Source organism: Synechococcus sp. UW106 (assembly GCF_900474015.1).
Taxonomy (GTDB): domain Bacteria; phylum Cyanobacteriota; class Cyanobacteriia; order PCC-6307; family Cyanobiaceae; genus Parasynechococcus.
Genome location: NZ_UCNV01000003.1, coordinates 220126 through 237309 on the forward strand (window position 1 = coordinate 220126; position 17184 = coordinate 237309).

The 17184-nt window shown below is 59.9% G+C and carries 18 protein-coding genes, 2 tRNA genes and 1 pseudogene; 10 read left to right on the forward strand and 11 right to left on the reverse strand.

The window, feature by feature from the left end:
- Positions 1-171: 171 nt before the first annotated feature.
- From DXY30_RS02450 to DXY30_RS02460, 3 genes are read right to left on the reverse strand one after another with little or no spacing between them, the layout of a single operon-like run.
- Positions 172-573: a DUF3119 family protein gene (locus tag DXY30_RS02450; RefSeq protein ID WP_115093214.1), complete on the reverse strand. Its 402-nt coding sequence runs from the start codon at positions 571-573 to the stop codon at positions 172-174.
- A complete protein-coding gene (locus DXY30_RS02455) occupies positions 570-1319 on the reverse strand; it encodes an ABC transporter permease (RefSeq protein WP_115093215.1) in 750 nt (249 codons plus the stop codon). Before DXY30_RS02455 ends, DXY30_RS02450 begins: the two co-directional genes overlap by 4 nt.
- Positions 1316-2644 carry an MFS transporter gene (locus tag DXY30_RS02460; protein ID WP_115093216.1) on the reverse strand — a complete coding sequence of 443 codons (1329 nt, stop codon included), beginning with the start codon at positions 2642-2644 and terminating at the stop codon, positions 1316-1318. The genes DXY30_RS02455 and DXY30_RS02460 overlap by 4 nt, the downstream gene beginning before the upstream one ends.
- Positions 2645-2774: 130 nt before the next feature.
- On the opposite strand from DXY30_RS02460, the gene DXY30_RS02465 reads away from it, so the two are divergent.
- Positions 2775-2845 (forward strand) — tRNA-Gly (locus DXY30_RS02465).
- A 4-nt stretch (positions 2846-2849) separates the two neighbouring features.
- Here DXY30_RS02465 and DXY30_RS02470 read toward each other — a convergent pair.
- Positions 2850-4928 carry a glycogen-debranching protein gene (locus DXY30_RS02470; protein WP_115093217.1) on the reverse strand — a complete coding sequence of 693 codons (2079 nt, stop codon included), beginning with the start codon at positions 4926-4928 and terminating at the stop codon, positions 2850-2852.
- 54 nt (positions 4929-4982) lie between these two features.
- Between DXY30_RS02470 and DXY30_RS02475 the strand changes: the two genes are divergently transcribed.
- From DXY30_RS02475 to DXY30_RS02490, 5 genes are all read left to right on the forward strand, one after another.
- The gene (locus tag DXY30_RS02475; protein ID WP_115093218.1) at positions 4983-5642 is read left to right on the forward strand and encodes an MBL fold metallo-hydrolase; all 660 of its coding nucleotides are present in this window, start codon (positions 4983-4985) and stop codon (positions 5640-5642) included.
- A gap of 133 nt (positions 5643-5775) precedes the next feature.
- The gene (locus tag DXY30_RS02480; RefSeq protein WP_006850925.1) at positions 5776-6051 is read left to right on the forward strand and encodes an HU family DNA-binding protein; all 276 of its coding nucleotides are present in this window, start codon (positions 5776-5778) and stop codon (positions 6049-6051) included.
- Positions 6052-6102: 51 nt separating this feature from the next.
- Complete coding sequence (gluQRS, locus tag DXY30_RS02485; RefSeq protein WP_115093219.1) at positions 6103-6984, forward strand: tRNA glutamyl-Q(34) synthetase GluQRS; 882 nt, start codon at positions 6103-6105, stop codon at positions 6982-6984.
- Between the two features lie 99 nt (positions 6985-7083).
- On the forward strand, positions 7084-7239 hold the full coding sequence (locus tag DXY30_RS13870) for a hypothetical protein (protein WP_170951104.1): 156 nt from the start codon (positions 7084-7086) through the stop codon (positions 7237-7239).
- Positions 7240-7472: 233 nt separating this feature from the next.
- Positions 7473-7745 carry a hypothetical protein gene (locus DXY30_RS02490; RefSeq protein WP_115093220.1) on the forward strand — a complete coding sequence of 91 codons (273 nt, stop codon included), beginning with the start codon at positions 7473-7475 and terminating at the stop codon, positions 7743-7745.
- Positions 7746-7801: 56 nt separating this feature from the next.
- Here DXY30_RS02490 and DXY30_RS02495 read toward each other — a convergent pair whose 3' ends face one another.
- The 5 genes from DXY30_RS02495 to DXY30_RS02515 form a co-directional block, all read right to left on the reverse strand.
- Complete coding sequence (locus DXY30_RS02495) at positions 7802-8533, reverse strand: prohibitin family protein (RefSeq protein WP_371638548.1); 732 nt, start codon at positions 8531-8533, stop codon at positions 7802-7804.
- 318 nt (positions 8534-8851) lie between these two features.
- Positions 8852-9580 (reverse strand): succinate dehydrogenase/fumarate reductase iron-sulfur subunit, encoded by a 729-nt coding sequence (locus tag DXY30_RS02500; RefSeq protein ID WP_115093222.1) that lies wholly within the window; start codon positions 9578-9580, stop codon positions 8852-8854.
- Positions 9577-11496, reverse strand: coding sequence for a fumarate reductase/succinate dehydrogenase flavoprotein subunit (locus DXY30_RS02505; RefSeq protein ID WP_115093223.1), 1920 nt, complete (start codon positions 11494-11496; stop codon positions 9577-9579). The genes DXY30_RS02500 and DXY30_RS02505 overlap by 4 nt, the downstream gene beginning before the upstream one ends.
- The gene (locus DXY30_RS02510) at positions 11493-12119 is read right to left on the reverse strand and encodes a succinate dehydrogenase cytochrome b subunit (protein ID WP_115093224.1); all 627 of its coding nucleotides are present in this window, start codon (positions 12117-12119) and stop codon (positions 11493-11495) included. Before DXY30_RS02510 ends, DXY30_RS02505 begins: the two co-directional genes overlap by 4 nt.
- The gene (locus tag DXY30_RS02515; protein WP_244281213.1) at positions 12119-13045 is read right to left on the reverse strand and encodes a bestrophin family ion channel; all 927 of its coding nucleotides are present in this window, start codon (positions 13043-13045) and stop codon (positions 12119-12121) included. The genes DXY30_RS02510 and DXY30_RS02515 overlap by 1 nt, the downstream gene beginning before the upstream one ends.
- A 90-nt stretch (positions 13046-13135) precedes the next feature.
- Here DXY30_RS02515 and DXY30_RS02520 point away from each other — a divergent pair, with 90 nt between their 5' ends.
- From DXY30_RS02520 to DXY30_RS02530, 3 genes are all read left to right on the forward strand, one after another.
- Positions 13136-14209: a hypothetical protein gene (locus DXY30_RS02520; protein ID WP_244281214.1), complete on the forward strand. Its 1074-nt coding sequence runs from the start codon at positions 13136-13138 to the stop codon at positions 14207-14209.
- Positions 14143-14550, forward strand: coding sequence for a hypothetical protein (locus DXY30_RS02525; protein ID WP_137006773.1), 408 nt, complete (start codon positions 14143-14145; stop codon positions 14548-14550). The genes DXY30_RS02520 and DXY30_RS02525 overlap by 67 nt, the downstream gene beginning before the upstream one ends.
- A gap of 63 nt (positions 14551-14613) precedes the next feature.
- Entirely contained in the window at positions 14614-15267 is a 654-nt protein-coding gene (locus DXY30_RS02530; protein ID WP_115093227.1) for a hypothetical protein, read from the forward strand.
- Positions 15268-15381: 114 nt separating this feature from the next.
- On the opposite strand, the gene DXY30_RS02535 is transcribed toward DXY30_RS02530, so the two are convergent.
- Positions 15382-15454, reverse strand: a tRNA-Thr gene (locus DXY30_RS02535).
- Positions 15455-15551: 97 nt separating this feature from the next.
- Between DXY30_RS02535 and DXY30_RS02540 the strand changes: the two genes are divergently transcribed.
- Positions 15552-15770 (forward strand): DUF3493 domain-containing protein, encoded by a 219-nt coding sequence (locus DXY30_RS02540; RefSeq protein WP_371638550.1) that lies wholly within the window; start codon positions 15552-15554, stop codon positions 15768-15770.
- A gap of 843 nt (positions 15771-16613) precedes the next feature.
- On the opposite strand, the pseudogene DXY30_RS14375 reads toward DXY30_RS02540, so the two are convergent.
- Positions 16614-17174: pseudogene (locus DXY30_RS14375) on the reverse strand (low-complexity tail membrane protein); the annotation flags it as partial.
- Between the last annotated feature and the right edge of the window lie 10 nt (positions 17175-17184).

Sequence of the window (17184 nt, forward strand, 5' to 3'; positions counted from 1 at the left end):
CCCGGGCCTAGGAGCCGAACAGCAAGACTATGCCACCGGGCTGCTGGGCCAGCACAACATTGGCCTGCTGATGCAGCTTGCTGAGCTGCTCGGCCTGCTTGCGGCGGCGGATATCAGCACCGTCATTCCCATGCCTCGACGCTATGGGCGGATCGCCCTTGCCACAAGCGCTCAGTCAGCGCTGGTTGCTGGAACTTCGAGGCTCCCAACCCGCAGCTCCAGCTGTTCGCGTAGCTCCCTTGGGCTGAACAGGATCGGCAGAAAGTGAATGCTCTGGGTTTCGCGGAAATAGAAGAGGCCTGGCAGCCAGGGGGCGAACAGCCGCCAACTCAGCCATTGGTCGTAGGGAAATCGGCGCAGCTCGCGGCCGTTCTGCCAGACGATCAGAGCCTCTTCCTTGAATTCCAGGCGCAGGCTGGCGCTCTGGATCAGCAGAAATAGTCCGAACAGCGACACCACCAGGGTGAGCCAGGGGGTTAGCGGTAACGGCAGCAGTGCCAGTCCGAGGGCCACCACTAGTAGCGGCAGCCGTACATCCGGCTTGAGGGTGACGGGGGTGGGGGGTGAACTCATGTACCGAATAGCACCTGGGTAAGAACGACATCCATCAGGGCCACCAGGATCAGAATCATTACCACCGCGCCGGTGGTGCTGGTGCCCACTTCCTTGGGGCCGCCGCGGGTGGTCAGCCCCCAGCCGCAGGCCACCGTCGCGATGATCAGCCCGAAAACCAAAGCCTTCACCAGCATGAATGGCAGGTCAAGGGGGTCCATCCAGGTGCGCACCGACGTCCAGAACACCGCCGGCGGGATGTTGTAGAGCGCCGTGCTGGTGAGTTGGCCCGACCACACCGCGACGAGGAAGAAGAAGAAGCACTGCACCGGTGCCATCACCACCATGGCGATCATTCGGGGCACCACCAGGTACTCCACCGGATCGGTGCGCAGCATCGTGATGGCGTCGATCTGTTCCGTCACCTTCATGGTGCCCAGCTGGGCGGCGTAGGCAGTGGCCACCTTGCCGGCCAGCAGGCAGGAGGTGAGCAGGGGAGCGATTTCCCGGGCCAGGCCGATCGCGAGGATGCCGCCCACCGTCGATCCTGCTCCCTGGCGGGTGAGTTCGGCGGCGACCTGAATGTTGAACACCGAGCCGGCAGCTACAGAGATGATCAGCACGATCAGCACGCTGCCGGGGCCGGCTTCCAAAAGTTGATCAAACAGCTCCCCCCGATCGATGCGTCCGCGCAGGGTGGCTGCCACGGCCTGCCCCCCGATCAGCAGGCTGGATCCCAGGCGTTTGATCGAACGGGGCGTCTTCATCCGGCGGCCTTATGTAGATGGGCTCCACGGTCAGGCCAGCCTCGCATCACTGCAAGGCCGCAGAGCACAAGAATGGCTGGAAGCAGGCCCATGCACATGCGGATCGCCAGCAGGGCTGAAAACGGTTGTTCGATGAAACTCAGGGCCCCACTGCAGTCGCCACCTTTGGCGGAGATGTAACCCGTGAGCGAGAGCAGGCTGCCGAACACCGACATGGTTAGGCCGATGATCAGCTTTTGGCCGAACACCATCCAGGCGGTGTAGAGCCCGGCGGGTTTGCTCGGGTCGGCGTCGATGGCATCGGGAAGCAGCGACCAGGGGATCAGATAGGCGGTGGCGGCTCCCACGCCCACCAGGGAAATCAGGCCGACCAGCGGCAGCAGTTGCAGCAGGCCGGGATCCGCCGGCAGGGGTGGGAACACCATCGACAGCATGCAGGCCGTGATCCAAAGCCCTGCGCCCCAGCGCAGGGCAGCCACCCTGCCGTTGCGGTTGCTGAGGGCGCTCCAGAGCTGAAGGCCCAGTAGGGCGGCGATCTGGAAGGGCAGCAGAATCCAGGTGGACAGGTTGGCGGGCACATGCACCACTTGCACCAGCCATATCAGGGCCACCACCTGCATCAGTTGCAGGCCGAACCAGAGCAGGACGTACAGCCCCAGCACTTGGCGGAAACGGGGGTTGGCCAGCACCCGTTTCAGTTGCTGCATCGGTGCTTCGCTGGTGGGTATGGGGCGCTGGGCCCGTTTGGCGTAGGGGGCGAGTCCCCAGCAGCAGAGCAGCGTGGCGATGGCGGCGATGCTGCCCGTGATGCGGCCCATCGCCAGGTAGCCCCCGCCGCCATTGGTCAACACCACCGATGCCACGACGAGTCCACTCAGGCCAGCCAGGATCGATCCGGTGAATCGCGCCGCATTGAGGCGGGTGCGAATGGCGGTGTCCGGCGTTAGTTCGGTACTGAGCGCGGCGTAGGGGAGGTTGACGCTCGTATAGGCGGTCATTAAAAGGATCGCCATTACCGCGTAGTAGCCCGTGCGTTGCCAGGTATCCCCGGGGGGGACCCACCACATCGCTGCCAGGCTGATGCCCAGCGGTAGGGCTGCGGTCAGCATCCAAGGCAGGCGCGGGCCCCAGCGGCTGCGGGTGTGATCGCTGAGCCAGCCGATCAGCGGGTCGTTCAGTGCGTCCCAGACCTTGCTCACCGTGAGCAGGGAGCCAGCGATGTAAGCCGGTAGGCCTGCGGCGCAGATGAAAAAGGGGAAGAGATAGAAGCCCAGCTGGGTTGCGGCAAGTCCAGTACCGGCATCGCCCAGGCCGTAGGCGAGCATCAGCCTGCGGCGAGACCCCTGCAGGGATGCGTCGGTCGGTGTCACTCGGAGGCTTCGGGCAGGCGAATTGCCATAATGAACGCGTACTTACGACGCCACCAGCCCTGCGGCACTGGTTCGTTTGTACTATGCGGGTGTTGTGTAATGGTAAGACCTCAGCCTTCCAAGCTGATGACACGGGTTCGATTCCCGTCACCCGCTCTGTTCACAACCGAAGGTCGGTTGTCTCTTCTTCGGCGAGCAGCAGCACGAAGCTTCTGCTCTGCAGCGGAATCTCCACACCGCTGAAACTGGCGGGTTCTGCCGGAAAATCTTTGGGACTGGGTAACGAGGTGTCGATCACCCGCTTCCAGGGGGAGGCCGGAATCGGCAACTCAAAACTGAGGCTTTCCTTGTAGGCGTTGAAGCCCATCCATAGAAGTGCGCCGCGGCTCCCGCTGTGGAGGCTGGTGGCCGTGGTGCGGCTCCAGGCGGCCCAGTCGGGTTTGGCCAGGCTTACTCCGTGCCATTGACGCCAGAGATCGCTCTGTTGTTGAGCTGATTTGCGCTTGCTCTCCCGCGGCGGCACCAGAGGGTTAAACAGTTGCGGCAGGGTCTGGCGCAGGCGCAGCAGGCGTTGCAGAAATTGCTTGAGTTCCAGGTCGCAGTGGTCTTCATCCCAGACCATCCAGCCAAGCGGGCTGTTCTGGCACCAGCTGTTGTTGTTGCCCCCCTGGCTGCGGCCCACTTCGTCGCCCATCAGCAGCATCGGCACGCCACGGGCCAATAGCAGTGAGCTGAGCAGGTTGCGTTGCTGACGCCGACGCAGGGTTTGCACCAGGGGATTGCTGCTGGGGCCTTCAATGCCATGGTTCCAGCTGTTGTTGTGGTTCTCGCCGTCGCGGTTGTCTTCGCCGTTGGCCAGGTTGTGTTTGCGGTTGTAGCTCACCAGATCCGCAAGGGTGAAGCCGTCATGGGCGGTGATGAAGTTCACCGAACGCCCCAGGGCGACCGGTTTGCCGTCATAGAGATCAGGGCTGCCCTTGAACCGCTGGGCCAGGGTCCAGGTGCTGTGCTCATCTCCTTTCCAGAACCGCCGCACTCCGTCGCGGAAATGGCCGTTCCAGGTGCCGATCCGCTCGGCGGGAAAGTCCTCCAGCCGATACAGGCCGCCGCAATCCCACGGTTCACTCACCAGTTTGAGGTCGCTTAGGTGCGGATCGGCCTCCATCGCCGCGAACAGGGGTGGCTCGTCCAGGGGTTTGAGTTGATCGCCGCGGCTCATGGCGATGCCCAGGTCGAAGCGGAAGCCATCCACCCCCAGCTCCAGCGCCCAGCAGCGCATCGACTCGAGGATTAGCTGGGTGCTTATAGGTGAATTGGCGGCGATTGAGTTGCCGCAGCCGCTCACGTCTTGATAGTCGCCGACCTCGTTCTGGTGGTAGTAGACGTCGTCGGCAAAGCCCCGCCAGCTCAGGGTGGGGCCATGGCGGTTGCCTTCGGTGGTGTGGTTGTAGACCACATCCAGCAGCACTTCGATGCCGGCCTCATGGCAGGCGGCCACCAGTTGGCGCACTTCATGACGGGCCTGTAGCGGGTCGCCACTGCTGCAGTAGCCGTGGTGCGGTGTGAACCAACTCAAGGGGCTGTAGCCCCACACGTTGTCGCGCCCGGGGGGGGCATCTGCAGGGTCGAAGCAGAACACCGGCAACAGCTCAACCGCCGTGATGCCTAGCTCCTTGAGGTAGGGCAGCTTCTCGATCAGTCCGAGGTAGGTGCCACGGTGTTCAACGGCGACCCCTGCATCCTCCCGGCGGGTGAAGCCGCCCACATGTAGCTCATAGATCACCGTTCGTTGCCAGCTGTTGCGCGGTCGGGGATGGGTCTGAAAATCGAACAGATCCCTTTCGCAGACCACCCCCTTGAGGCAGGCATGGGCGTTGGGTGAGGGGCCGGTAGCCAGCACTCGGTCGTAGACATTCCAGCCGCTGATGGCGCGAGCGGCGGGGTCCAGTAGCACCTTGGAGGGGCGGAAGCCGTGCTCCCCCGCAGCCAGAGGCCCGAAGACGCGGAAGCCGTAACAGCAGCCCTCGCCGAGACCTTCCACCTCCACATGCCAGTAGTCGCCGGAGCGGTGACGTCGACTATCCAGTTCGATCACCCGCTCCGGACTGCGGTCATTGCCGTTGCCGTAAAGCAGCAATTCGATGCGGTCGGCCCGGGGGGCCGCCAACACGAAGTTCACACCCCTGGTGGTAATGCTGCTGCCAAGGGGCCAGGGAGAACCGGTGTGAATGCCACTCAAGGCTGCTGGGGCATCTCGACTTCAAACTAGTGGTTTGGTCCGTTGTGTGAAGCGATGGCGATGACCACCACACTTGAGGCCGGTCGGCCGCCGCAGCAGCTGCGCGACAACCTCTGGTTGTTTCCGCCCAACCGCGACAGTCAAGGTGGCAGCGCCTGGTGGCTGGATCTGGATCCCGAGCCGGTATTGGTGGACTGTCCGCCGTTGACGGAGGCCAGCCTCACCGCCCTGCGTCAGCTGGCGGGAACGCGCATCCCAAGGATCTTGCTGACCAGTCGTGAAGGGCATGGGCGCCTGCGTCGCCTGCAGGAGCGTTTGGGCTGGCCGGTGCTGGTGCAAGAACAGGAGGCTTATCTATTGCCCAATGTTCAGCCGTTGGAGACCTTCGTTGAGCAGCACACCACCGTCGCTGGAGTGCGGCTGTTGTGGACGCCGGGGCCGACGCCGGGAAGCTGTGTGGTGTTCGCACCGGCACCAAACGAGCTGTTGTTCTGCGGGCGTTTGCTGACGCCATGGGCTCCAGGGCAGCTCGCACCCATGCGCCATGCCCGGACTTTTCACTGGTCCAGACAGCTCAACAGTCTGGCCAAACTCAGGGGTTGGATTCCCCCAGATGCCAGTCCCCATCTGTTGTCTGGGGCTGCACTCGGTGCCCTGCGTGGGGAGCGTCTTGTGCCCTTTAGTGGGTGGCGTGATGTTGCGCAGAACTGCTAAAGCATTGCGGCACAGGACTTTTCGCTTGCAGCAACCGGTTGCTCTCCATACGATTGGGCCGCTTGGGGAAGGCAGCGGCGAGACCACTACGCCGTTTTTGAGCCGTCTCCCGCCCCCCGACTCTCTCTAACCAATGAACAAAGCTGATCTGGTGAATCTGGTGGCTGCTCGCACCGAGCTCACCAAGACCGACGTCTCCATGGTTGTCGACGCCGCCATCGACACGATCATCGACTCTGTGGTTGAAGGCAAGAAAGTTTCCATCCTGGGTTTCGGTTCGTTTGAGCCCCGTGAGCGTTCTGCCCGTCAGGGTCTGAACCCCAAGACCGGAGAGAAGATCGCGATTCCTGCCAAGCGTGTTCCCGCCTTCACCGCCGGCAAGATGTTCAAAGATCGCGTTCAGGGCTGATCGACGGTTCACCGTTCGTTCTCCAGGCGGCCCGATGGGTCGCCTTTTTTGATGTCTGTTCCGGAGCACCTGCAGCAGCATTTGGAGGCGGGCCGAGCCCTATGGGCTGGTGGTGGCTACCGCGGTCGTTTTGCCCCGTCGCCCACTGGGGCTCTCCATCTCGGCAATCTGCAGACGGCTCTGCTGTCGTGGTTGGCGGCACGTCAGGCCGGTGGTGCTTGGTTGCTGCGCATTGATGATCTCGACACGCCGCGCAATCGCGCCGGTGCAATTGAGTCGATCCAGAGGGATTTGGCCTGGCTGGGTCTGTCTTGGGATGGTCCCCCTGTGCTGCAGAGCGAACGGCGTGGCATCTATCACTCCTGGCTGTCATGGTTGCGTTGTTCCGGTCGGCTTTTTGCCTGCCGCTGTTCCCGGCGGGAGCTGGCCGATCAACCGATCTATCCCGGGATCTGCCGGCAGGCTGGGCACGCCTGGGGCTGGCAGCAGCAGCGGCTCCCCAGTTGGCGCTTGCGGGTCGCAGATGACGACCCCCACGGGAGTGGTGATGTGGTGCTGCGCCGGGCAGACGGTTTCATCGCATATCAGCTCGCCACCGTTATCGACGAACTCAGTTTTGGTATCACCGATGTGGTGCGTGGTGCCGATCTACGGGAAGCGTTGCCGGCCCAGCGCAGCTTGTTTGATGCCTTGGGTCAACAACCACCCCTGTTTCGGCATGGCCCGCTGCTGCGCGATGCCCAAGGACAAAAACTCTCCAAGCGAGTCGCTAGTTCAGGTTTGGAATCGCTTCGTGCCGCGGGGATGGATGCGGCCATGGTTGTCGGACGCTTGGCCTCGGGCCTCCAGCTGGTGGACCCCGATGCGCGGCTCAGTGCAACAGAGTTGCTCGAAGGCTTGACGCATCAGCAGATCAATGAAGTGATTTCTTAAGGATCACTTCGGGATCAGCCGAGGGATTTCGCCTCAAACTGACTTCATCGTCTGATCCTTGGGATCATGTGCACTTGCACCGTTTGTGGGGGCAGTGGAATGCAGCGTGTTTCGGGTGATCGCTTCCGTACCTGCATTGTCTGTCTTGGAACTGGTCAGCTCAGTTCAGCCGTGCAATCCGCACCGTTGAACCACCAGCCGATCAACGCCCCTGGCCTGGCCAAGCTCAGCTGCCCGACCCGGCCGATGGCCTGAGCTTCGGTGGGCTGAATCTCAGCTCAGGGGAGCTTTTTGGTTGTTCTGGATCACGAAATAGGTCACCGTCGCCACCACGATCAACAGAGGCACCGCAGTGAAGAGCAGCAGAGCAAGGGCAGTCCAGTCTGTGTACACGGCGGTGTGATTGATCGTTGTTGCGGCATCATCTCAGTAAATCGCCCCCCTGAGCCCTGCTCACGCGCTCCGTCACAGTCCTGCTCGCTTTCGGCATGGTGGCCCCGGCGGCCCAGGCCTCTTCTCTGGCTGCCTTTCAGGCCCGAGCCCAGCGCTGCCTTGAAGCGAGTCACCACCAGCTCTGCCAACAGGCTCTGCTTGAGGCGGAGGCCCTGCAGCGAAGGGCATCGGCTCGCAGTGCGTACCCCTGTCAGACACTGCTGCTGGGCGTCCAGGCCGACCTGATCATGCAGCAACTGAAGGCTGGCCGTGGCGCTCAGGCCGTTGTGGATCTGCAGGCTGCAACCCGCGGCTGCTCTGGCCTCTGAGGAGGGAGTCTGGTCGCCGATGTGTTTCTCCCGCGTCCGGCCATTGACCAACCCGGTCATTGACCAACAATGACTGGTGTTGTGCTTCCTCCGCGGATGGGCGGAACCACCTTGGTTTTGCCGTCCCACTTATCGAGAAAGAGCTTGTAGAGGACGCTGTCATTAAGCGACTTGGTCAAAGTCTGAAACTTCAGAGCTTCTTGTTCTGCGATCTGAACTTCTGTTTTGGCACGTAGAAGTTGCTGCTGCGCAATTTGCTTCTGTTCGATTGCAGCTCTGTATTCTTCAGCGATCTTAAGGCCAGTGATGTCAAGGCCTTTGACGGCAACGTAGTCGAATTTGCTGAGTTCGTTTGAGACGCTTTCTTGTACAAGTGTAGAAATATTGTTCCAATCAGTTGCGATGGTGTCTAGTTCATACTTTGAGAAAACTGACTTCAAAGACTTCAGCAGTGATGGCTGAATCACTCGTGCGTAGATCGCAGAGTCGTCGGTTGCAATGGTGCTGTAGATTCTCGGCGCTTCTCCAGGTTTGACCGCATATTTCACGGTGGCTGTCGCTTCAATCACTTGAAGGTCTTTCGTGAGTGTCGAAAATTTTTCGGGGATGACCTGCGTTCTTACGCTGAAGTTATGGGTTGACTGAATAAAAGGGAGTTTTAAGTTCAAGCCTGGTTCCCGCGGGGTATCGGAGACTTTTCCCAGGGTCGTGACAACGCCAACTTCGCCAGCGGGAACAACAAAAATGCTCGATAGAATGGTAACTCCACCAATGAAGATCGTCGTCATGCCGACCACGGTTTTTGTGATCTGCTCTGGCTGGGGTTTTGTCTGCATAATGATGACGTGAATCGATGCTTGAAATATTAGTGATTCCTTATTGGTTGTGATGAAAAAATATTCTGGTTATTTCTGGGCCAGATTCGCTGCAATTTTTGTTGCTTCGTTGACGAGCAGTGTGCTCAGTTCTGTTGTTTGACGTAGGCCTGGATCGTTTGTGCTTCTGAGGATCAGTGGGGAAGGCCCCTCATCAACCAGGACTCCATCACAAAGAACAGAAGGAAGAATCCAACAATTCCTGCAACGAGGAGTTTGCCGTTCATTGAATTAGCTCCGTGCTTCTCTGTGCATCCAGCTGATCCAGTCAGCAGAAATGTCCTGGGGGCAGACCGCTTCGCATTCCAGGTTGCTGCTGCAGCTCCCGAAGCCCTCCGCCTCCATCTGGCGCTGCATGGCGTCGGCGCGTCGGGCCCGTTCCGGTTGCCCCTGTGGCAGCTGACCCAAATGCGCCAGTTTGGCGGCCACGAACAGGCTCGCTGAGGCATTGCGGCAGCTGGCGACGCAGGCGCCACAACCGATGCAGGTCGCTGTGCTGAAGGCGCTCGTGGCTTGCTCTCGCCCCACTGGCAAGGCGTTGCCATCCGGCGCCTGACCAGTGCCTGTGGAGCAGTAGCCCCCGGCAGCGATGAGGCGGTCGAAGGCGGAGCGGTCCACCATCAGGTCCTGGATTGGAGGGAAGGCTCGTGCGATCCAGGGCTCCAGGGTCAGCACCGTGCCATCGCTGAACTCCCGCAGGTAGAGCTGGCACACCGATGTCGCGGCCCGAGGTCCATGGGCCTGGCCATTCACGAGGAAGCCGCAGCTGCCGCAGATCCCTTCGCGGCAGTCGTGCTCGAAGCTCACGGGCCGTTCTCCGGAGCTGATCAGTTGTTCATTGAGCTGATCAAGTGCTTCAAGCAGGGAGAGGTCGGGGGAGACGTTCTCCAGCAGATAGCTCTGATGTGTCCCGGGTCGATCGGCGCTGCTCTGGCGCCAGATGCGCAAAGTGATTTTCATTTGTAGCTCCGGGTGCTGGGTTGCAGCGTGGTGAACTGCAGTGGTTCGCTGTGGCGGATCGGCTCTCCGTCAGTGTTGTGCTCCCAGGCCGCGATGTGGGCGAAGTTGGCATCGTCGCGACGGGCTTCACCGTCTTCACTCTGGTGTTCCTCGCGGAAGTGGGCGCCGCACGACTCCTCTCGGGCCAGGGCATCCCGCAGCATCAATTGGGCAAGCCCGAAGAAGTCTTTAACCCGCAGAGCTTTCTCCAGCTCGGCATTGGGACCGCTGGCGTCGCCGGGCACCCGCACTTCAGTGTCGAAGCGCTGTTCCAGGGATCGCACCTGCTGCAGCCCCTCCTGCAGACCATTGGCATGGCGGCTGATGCCGCAGCGGTCGATCATCACGCTTCCCAGCTCGCGATGGAAGCTGTCCACCGGGGTGTTGCCCTGGCTGTTGAGCAATTGGCTGATCCGGGTGCGGGTGCTCTCCAGGGCCTCGCGGCAGGCCGGGTGGTCGGTGGAGACATCCTCGGCCGGTGTGCTCGCCAGCCAGGCCGTGACCGTGGACGGCGCGATGAAGTAGCCATCGGCAAGCCCTTGCATCAAGGCGCTGGCCCCGAGTCGGTTGGCGCCATGCTCGGAGTAGTTCGCTTCCCCGAGCACAAAGAGTCCTGGGACCGAACTCATCAGGTGGTAGTCGACCCAGAGACCGCCCATTGTGTAGTGGGGGGCGGGATAGATCCGCATCGGCTTGCTGTAGGGGTCGTCGCCGCTGATCCGCTCGTACATCGTCATCAAGTTGCCGTAGCGCGCAGCAATGGCGTCGCGACCTTCGGCTTTGATGGCATCGGTGAGGTCGAGGTAGACCGATCGCCCCCCCGGGCCGACGCCCCGCCCAGCGTTGCAAAGCTCCCTGGCTCGCCTGGAGGCGACGTCCCGCGGCGTCATGTTGCCGTAGGTGGGATAAAGCCTCTCCAAGAAGTAGTCGCGCTCCTCTTCAGGAATCGCATCGGGAGATCGTGTCTCGTCCGGGTTTTTGGGCAGCCAGACCCGCCCGTCGTTGCGCAGGCTTTCGCTCATCAGTGTCAGCTTGCTCTGGAAGACATCGCCACTAGGAATGCAGGTGGGATGAATCTGGGTGAAGCAGGGATTGGCGAACAGGGCCCCTTTGCAGTGGGCTCGCCAGATCGCACTGGTGTTGGATTTGAGCGCATTGGTGGAGAGGAAGTAGACGTTGCTGTAGCCACCGGTGCAGAGCAGGACAGTGCGGGCGGTGTGCACCTCCAGTTCACCGCTCAGCAGATGGCGCGCCACCACACCGCGTGCGACCCCATCCACGGTGATTAGCTCGAGTACATCCCGACGGGTGAGCAGTTGCACGCGACCCAGCTCCACCTGGCGCATCAAGGCCTGGTAGGCGCCGTAGAGCAATTGCTGGCCGGTCTGACCACGGGCATAGAAGGTGCGGCTCACTAGAGCACCGCCGAAACTGCGGGTGGCCAGGCTGCCGCCGTATTCGCGCGCGAACGGCACCCCCTGAGCTACGCATTGGTCGATGATGCCGCTGCTGATTTCCGCCAGTCGCTGGCAGCCTGATTCGCGGGCGCGGAAGTCGCCCCCCTTGAGGGTGTCGGCGAACAGGCGACTGATGCTGTCGCCATCGACCGCAACGGAACGCGCGGCATTAATGCCGCCCTGAGCAGCGACCGAATGGGCACGGCGTGGACTGTCATGGAAGCTGAGCACCGTGACCCGGTAGCCCTGCTGCGCCAGGGTTGCCGCCGCTGAAGCGCCTGCCAGGCCGGTCCCCACCACGAGTACATCCAGCTGCCCTTTGCGTAAGGGGCTGATCAGCGGCAGTCCCTCCCGGGTCCTTCGCCAGGCATCGGCGAGCGGACCGGAGGGAATCCTGGGGTCAGGCCAACCACTGCTCATATCAATACTCCGAGGGCCAGTCCCAGGCTGATCAGCAGGAAGCCTCCTCCGATGACAGACGCCAGCAGGCGCCCCCCCCAGCGGATGCTGGGGCCATTAACCGGGGTCAGCAGCCCCAGGTTGCGGTGTGCTGCCTCAGCACCGTGCAGAAGATGCAGCCCGATGGCCAGGCTGCCGGCGGCATAAACAATCAGGCTGATCGGTTGCTGCAGCACTTGCAGCAATGCCTCTCTCTCCAATCCGTCTGCAGGACGGGGCCAACGCAATTGCTGCAGGTGCAGGGTTAGGAATCCCAGCGTGATGATTCCTGCAGCGACTTTGCTGCGGCTGGCGAGAGCCGCGAGCGGTCGACCACGACGGCTGCGCAGCGCAGCTGTATTTCCAGCGCGACGATTTCGCAGCGTTTTGGCGACGGTGAAGACCAGATGAATGGTTGCGGTGGTGGCCAAGCTGGCCTCCAGCAGAGGGAGCCACGGCTGGTGATGCAGGGTCGTGGCATACAGCTCGAACGTCAGCGGTGCGATCAGCGCTGGCAGCAAACCGGCCAGATGAACAACCAGAAACAGCACTAGCAGCAACCCACTCAGGGCTGATCCGATACGCATCGGGGTGGGGTCCTGCATCAGTCCCAAAACACAGGATTCCGGCTGGGACGATACCTGCCGTAGTCGAGTTCACTAGGCATCAAGTCTTCACTGATTCCCACACAGATCGTATTCAGCGGCATCGAAAAGCTGCTGCCGTCTTGATCAAAAGGCCCTTCCACGTAGGCGCCAATCCGCTCAGCAATCAAGAAGCCGAAAAAGAGCAGGATTCCTGTAATCGGTGAACCTTGGCTTTCAAATGAGAGCAACAGCTGCGTTCCGAACACCCAATTGATCACACGAACGAAGAGGTCGTAAGGCGGTGGAATCGGGGTGTTCCGGATCCGTTCGAGACCTCCAACGGCATCGGTCATGGCATCACTGATCTCCAGCAAATGGATGCGACCCCGCTCGCTAATCCACTGCTCCTCAGCCAGCTTCTGAATGGCCATCGCCCGTTGAGCCGACAGGCTCCGAACTGTGCTGTTGACAGGGAGAGCGAGCTGATGCAGCAGCTGTTGGCGCATCAACTGGAGATCAGGGTGCCAGAAGTTGCGCAATTCAAAGTTCAGTTGCCAGGCAATGGCGACCTGAAGCTGCACCAAGTGCTGTGTTCGTGCACTTTGCCATTGCTGCTTACTTAGCAATCCGCGTAGGCCGTCGGCCCAACAGCGGCTTTTGTTCACAACGGATCCCCACAGTGTTCGCGCCTCCCACCAACGGCTGATGGCTTGGGTGTTGCGGAAACCGATGAAGATCGACATGGCGATCCCCAGAACAGCCACGGCCTTCGTGCTCAGCAACCAATCTTTGAGGTGAATGTCGAGCGGGATCAGCACAGCACTCATCAGCACCAGCATCCCCAGATCGAATTTCGCCCGTTTCACGAGTTGGAACGCCACCCGCCAGTAGTCGCGTTGGTTGGTAGCGGCCGGGTCCCCGTAGCTGCCTGTTTTGAAGGCCACGCCTCTAGAGGGAAGGATCACAGAACGTGCACGGCGCTGGTTTTCAAGTATTGCTCTTGTCATCGTGCGAGGAGTTCTTGGTCGCCGGACGTGCGCGTCTCGTCCCGTCGCATGCGCTGGCTGATCCCGTTGGTGGCAACAGTGCTTGTTCTCAGCTTGTTGTTGCACCCCTTGCTGCACAAGGCCCCATCTCTGCCTGCAAACACATCCCCTCCGGCGTTTGACTGGGACAGGCTTGCTCAAACTCTGATTGATGTGCCTGAGGATCAGAGTGGGTCCCCAGGAATCTTGCAAGTTGGCGCTTATGTCACGAACCTGAGTGATCTTGATCTACTTGAAAATCGCTTTTCAGTACAACTTTTTTTGTGGTCGATTTGGTCGGGTCCTGCGGATCAGAATCCCAGTGATGACCTCACCGTCCTGAATGGCATTCATGACGGTGATGTGCAGCGCTTTGAACGGGTGCGTCGAGAGTCTCGTGCCGATGGTCGTGTCTGGAGCCTCTACCGCATTCGTACGCAGGCGGTCCAACGCTGGCAGCTGAGTCGCTATCCCTTTGATAGCCAGCATTTGAAGGTTGAGGTTGGCTTCCTCGATCCGTTGAACCCGACTGCTTTGGAGGTGGTGCCATCCAATGGCTTCTCTTTGAGCCCAGGATTAATTCTGCCCGGTTGGTTGTTGCATGATTCAGAAGCCTTCCCTTCTCAAGTGTCACTGATGAGTGACCTGGGCTCGGAGATCGAGTCTGGATTGTCGTTGATTCGTCAGCCCACGGTTGTATTTCAGATGCATTTGGAACGGGTGAGTTTGCTGTGGTTCACCCCTGATTTTCTTGGATACATTCTTGCAGTTGGCCTGTGCTGCATGGCGCTGCTGATTAGCCGCAGTCGTGATGATCTGATCCTTGCTGCGGTTGTTTCTGCAGGTGGTAATTATGTTTTTATTGCAGGGAAGCTTCCTGTGACAGCTATGAGTGGATTTATCGGCAATCTTCAGATCATTATTTTTCTCGGTATTCTTTATGTGGTAGGTGCGGATGAGGTTATTGATAATCATCTTGCTGACTATTCGAAGCGTGTATCTGGGATCCTGCGGCGTTGTCTGTTGCCAAGTTATTTGGCGTTCACCTTGTTTGGTGTTTACTTGATTATTCCCTCGAGCTGATGTCCACACCTCGCTTTGGTTCGCAAACAGCTGCTTCGGTTGTTCTGAGTTTGCTGGTGGTGGTGGCAGCCTTCCTCGCGATCCGCCCAAGATTTTCGGAAGGCCAGCTCGATCTTGAAAATAAGCATTTACTAACGCCAGTGGAAGTGCAGGCCATCCCTGATGGTGTGCTCCCGGTAGTGCTTGGTCGTGATCTCGGTGATACGGAACGGGAGTTCAAAACGCAGCTTTTGCGCTTGATTATGGAGCGCAGTGGAGTTGATTTTGCCTTTGGTCTAACTGCTGAAGATCTGTCGCAGGACGCAGCCATTGATGCCTTGGCATCAGGCCAGCTGGTGTGAGGCAAAAACCCCCATGCCATCACGATCGGTGCCTACGGTGCAGGTCGATCATTGAACGCGCGTTTGCGGGTCATTCCGATTCCCATTACTGGCGGTGTCTTGGGACTTCGTGTTGGTTGGACCCACGACAAGCGCTTGCCAAGGTTGGCATCTGTCGACAGCTTGAAGGAATTACGTGCTCTGACCCTGCTGCAGAGGAGTGGTTGGAGTGGGCTGGATATTTTTGATGCGGCTGGGTTGCGAACATTTGAAACATCCGGGGATAATTTATTTCGGCTCGTTGATCAGCAGAGGGTTGATCTGCTGTTGCGTGGGGTAGCAGAAATTGAGGGTGAACAGGGGGTCGTTAATCGCTTTTCCGATGGAGTGGTTCTTGATCCTCATGTTCTTGTGGTCTATCCATTTGCGGGTTTCTTTTATGTCAGCCCCGATAACATGGAGCTGGCTGATGCTGTGACAGCGGGTTTTGAGAAGATTATTCGTGATGGCTCCTATCAGCAGTTGCTCGAGTCTCAGGTTTATACATCCTGGTTGCGTGATCGCCTGAAGCTGAAACAAAGACAGGTGATTTTTATTCCCAATCCAGAAGCGCGTGGTGTTCTCGATGTTGTTGATCCTCAGCATTGGATTGTTCCCTGGGGATTGCTGGCAGACGGAACCATCCAGACGGGTGTGCAGCTATGTGCCATTCCTGGCCTTGCTGCACTTTGTCGTTAGTGCGTGAAATTAGGCGGTCTGATGTGTTGTGACCAGATCGATCGACTTAAATGCTGACAGCGTTACCAACAAACACTGCGAACCAGTGCTGAAAGCACTTTGAACATGATGTGAAGCCGATGACCTGACTTGAACAGGCGACCCACGCTTTACGAAAGCGTTGCTCTACCGGCTGAGCTACATCGGCGTCATGAGCAATTTAACATTTGCTCTGAATCCCACGGGGACGTTTGTCCGATAATCAGCGCTCCAAATCCAGCCTGGATCCCGCGTTGCGGGAGCGATTGCTCAAAGAGTCACAGACTCCCTGGCGGGGGCTCCGACGACTCCTCTGGTTCGCTCTCTTTGCCTCCGCTGGGCTTGGTCTGTTCACCATGGCCTTCCGTGCTTCCGCCGGCGACAGTGTCGACTTGGCTGATTTCGGGATCCAGGGCGGTGCTCTCCTCCTCTTCTCCGGGCTGCTCTGGTTCGATCGGGACAGGACCGGAAGCAGTGGCGACTGATTCAGGCGAAGCCGATGGGTTGGTGTTTGCAGCAGCATCGACTTCAGCCTCAACGTCAGCTTCAGCACTGTCGACATTCAGTTCTGACTCGGTGCTGACCTCCTTGTCTTCGTTGTTCAGCATCAGCTCTTCAGGCTCAATGTCAGCAGATTCCGCAGACATCTTCGCGGTGTTGTCTGTGCTCTCTTGTTCGGTGATCTTGTTTGCAGTCCCGTCATCCGTCTCCGGCTCCGCGGGTGCCGCGTCGATGTCTCGGTCGACGCCATCACTGGCTGATGCGTCGACGTTCACCACCTCAACGGCTTGATCGGTGTCGATGGCTTCGGTTTCAACCGAGTCCTCAGGCATCCCCCGGTTGATGTCTGTGCTGTCTTGAACGGTGGTCTCATTTTCAGCGCCGTCATCCGTCTCCGTCTCCGCGGGTGCCGCGTCGATGGCTTCGTCGGGAATCTCGTTGTTCGGCTGATCGATTTCCGTTTCAGATGCGTCGATGTCTCGGTCGACGCCATCACTGGCTGATGCGTCGACGTTCACCACCTCAACGGCTTGATCGGTGTCGATGGCTTCGGTTTCAACCGAGTCCTCAGGCATCCCCCGGTTGATGTCTGTGCTGTCTTGAACGGTGGTCTCATTTTCAGCGCCGTCATCCGTCTCCGTCTCCGCGGGTGCCGCGTCGATGGCTTCGTCGGGAATCTCGTTGTTTGACGGATCGGTTTCGCTGTTGTCCTGGCCCTGGCTGTCTTCAGCAACGGCTGGCGCGTCGACGTCCGCCTCCTCAACGATGCCTTCCGTGATTGGGTCTGCCTGAGCCTCCGGCCAGTCCAGGGCAGGGAGGTTGAGCAGCTGCAGGCCAAGGCTGGTTCGCTGCGTTGCAACAGCGTCAGCTCGGAAGGTTGAATCAGCAGCCGCAATTGTTGTTGCCGAACCAACCAAGACCGCTGCGGCTTGAACCAACTGCTGCAACTGCCAGACGATCAGCGCCAGCAGCGGACTGACAAGCAACAGGGTGACGAGGCGGGACTGGCCCGAAACCGGAGAAAATTCATTCACCAGCACTGCTGAATCATCGAGCCACCAGAGGGTGGGCAGCAGGATGACCGCCGCAACTACTACAGCAATGCGGCTGCTGAGACCGCTTTGCGATGCACTGATGCGGAGTTGATCGCTGCTGCGGCTGGCCAGCGGCTGACGCACCAGCAGCAGTGATCCCCAGTCGGCGGGGCGCCGCCATAACGCCACAGTCGGAGCCAGCACCCCGACGCTCCAGATCAGAAATCGCTCCACACCAGGCACAGGTCCCGGATCCGCGCCGGCTAGAACCAGGCGGATCACCAGCAGTTCCAGTGGGATGGCTCCAAGAGCCAGGCACTGAAGCCAGAGCAGTGGCTCGCTGCGGGGCTGCACGATCGCTTGC

What these genes read in the sequence shown, in the direction of transcription:
- DXY30_RS02450 (WP_115093214.1), bottom strand. Translation starts at nt 573, where the DNA reads ATGAGTTCACCCCCCACCCCCGTCACCCTCAAGCCGGATGTACGGCTG.
- DXY30_RS02455 (WP_115093215.1), bottom strand. Translation starts at nt 1,319, where the DNA reads ATGAAGACGCCCCGTTCGATCAAACGCCTGGGATCCAGCCTGCTGATC.
- DXY30_RS02460 (WP_115093216.1), bottom strand. Translation starts at nt 2,644, where the DNA reads ATGCTCGCCTACGGCCTGGGCGATGCCGGTACTGGACTTGCCGCAACC.
- DXY30_RS02475 (WP_115093218.1), top strand. Translation starts at nt 4,983, where the DNA reads ATGGCGATGACCACCACACTTGAGGCCGGTCGGCCGCCGCAGCAGCTG.
- DXY30_RS02480 (WP_006850925.1), top strand. Translation starts at nt 5,776, where the DNA reads ATGAACAAAGCTGATCTGGTGAATCTGGTGGCTGCTCGCACCGAGCTC.
- gluQRS (WP_115093219.1), top strand. Translation starts at nt 6,103, where the DNA reads ATGTCTGTTCCGGAGCACCTGCAGCAGCATTTGGAGGCGGGCCGAGCC.
- DXY30_RS13870 (WP_170951104.1), top strand. Translation starts at nt 7,084, where the DNA reads ATGCAGCGTGTTTCGGGTGATCGCTTCCGTACCTGCATTGTCTGTCTT.
- DXY30_RS02490 (WP_115093220.1), top strand. Translation starts at nt 7,473, where the DNA reads ATGGTGGCCCCGGCGGCCCAGGCCTCTTCTCTGGCTGCCTTTCAGGCC.
- DXY30_RS02495 (WP_371638548.1), bottom strand. Translation starts at nt 8,533, where the DNA reads ATGACGACGATCTTCATTGGTGGAGTTACCATTCTATCGAGCATTTTT.
- DXY30_RS02500 (WP_115093222.1), bottom strand. Translation starts at nt 9,580, where the DNA reads ATGAAAATCACTTTGCGCATCTGGCGCCAGAGCAGCGCCGATCGACCC.
- DXY30_RS02505 (WP_115093223.1), bottom strand. Translation starts at nt 11,496, where the DNA reads ATGAGCAGTGGTTGGCCTGACCCCAGGATTCCCTCCGGTCCGCTCGCC.
- DXY30_RS02510 (WP_115093224.1), bottom strand. Translation starts at nt 12,119, where the DNA reads ATGCAGGACCCCACCCCGATGCGTATCGGATCAGCCCTGAGTGGGTTG.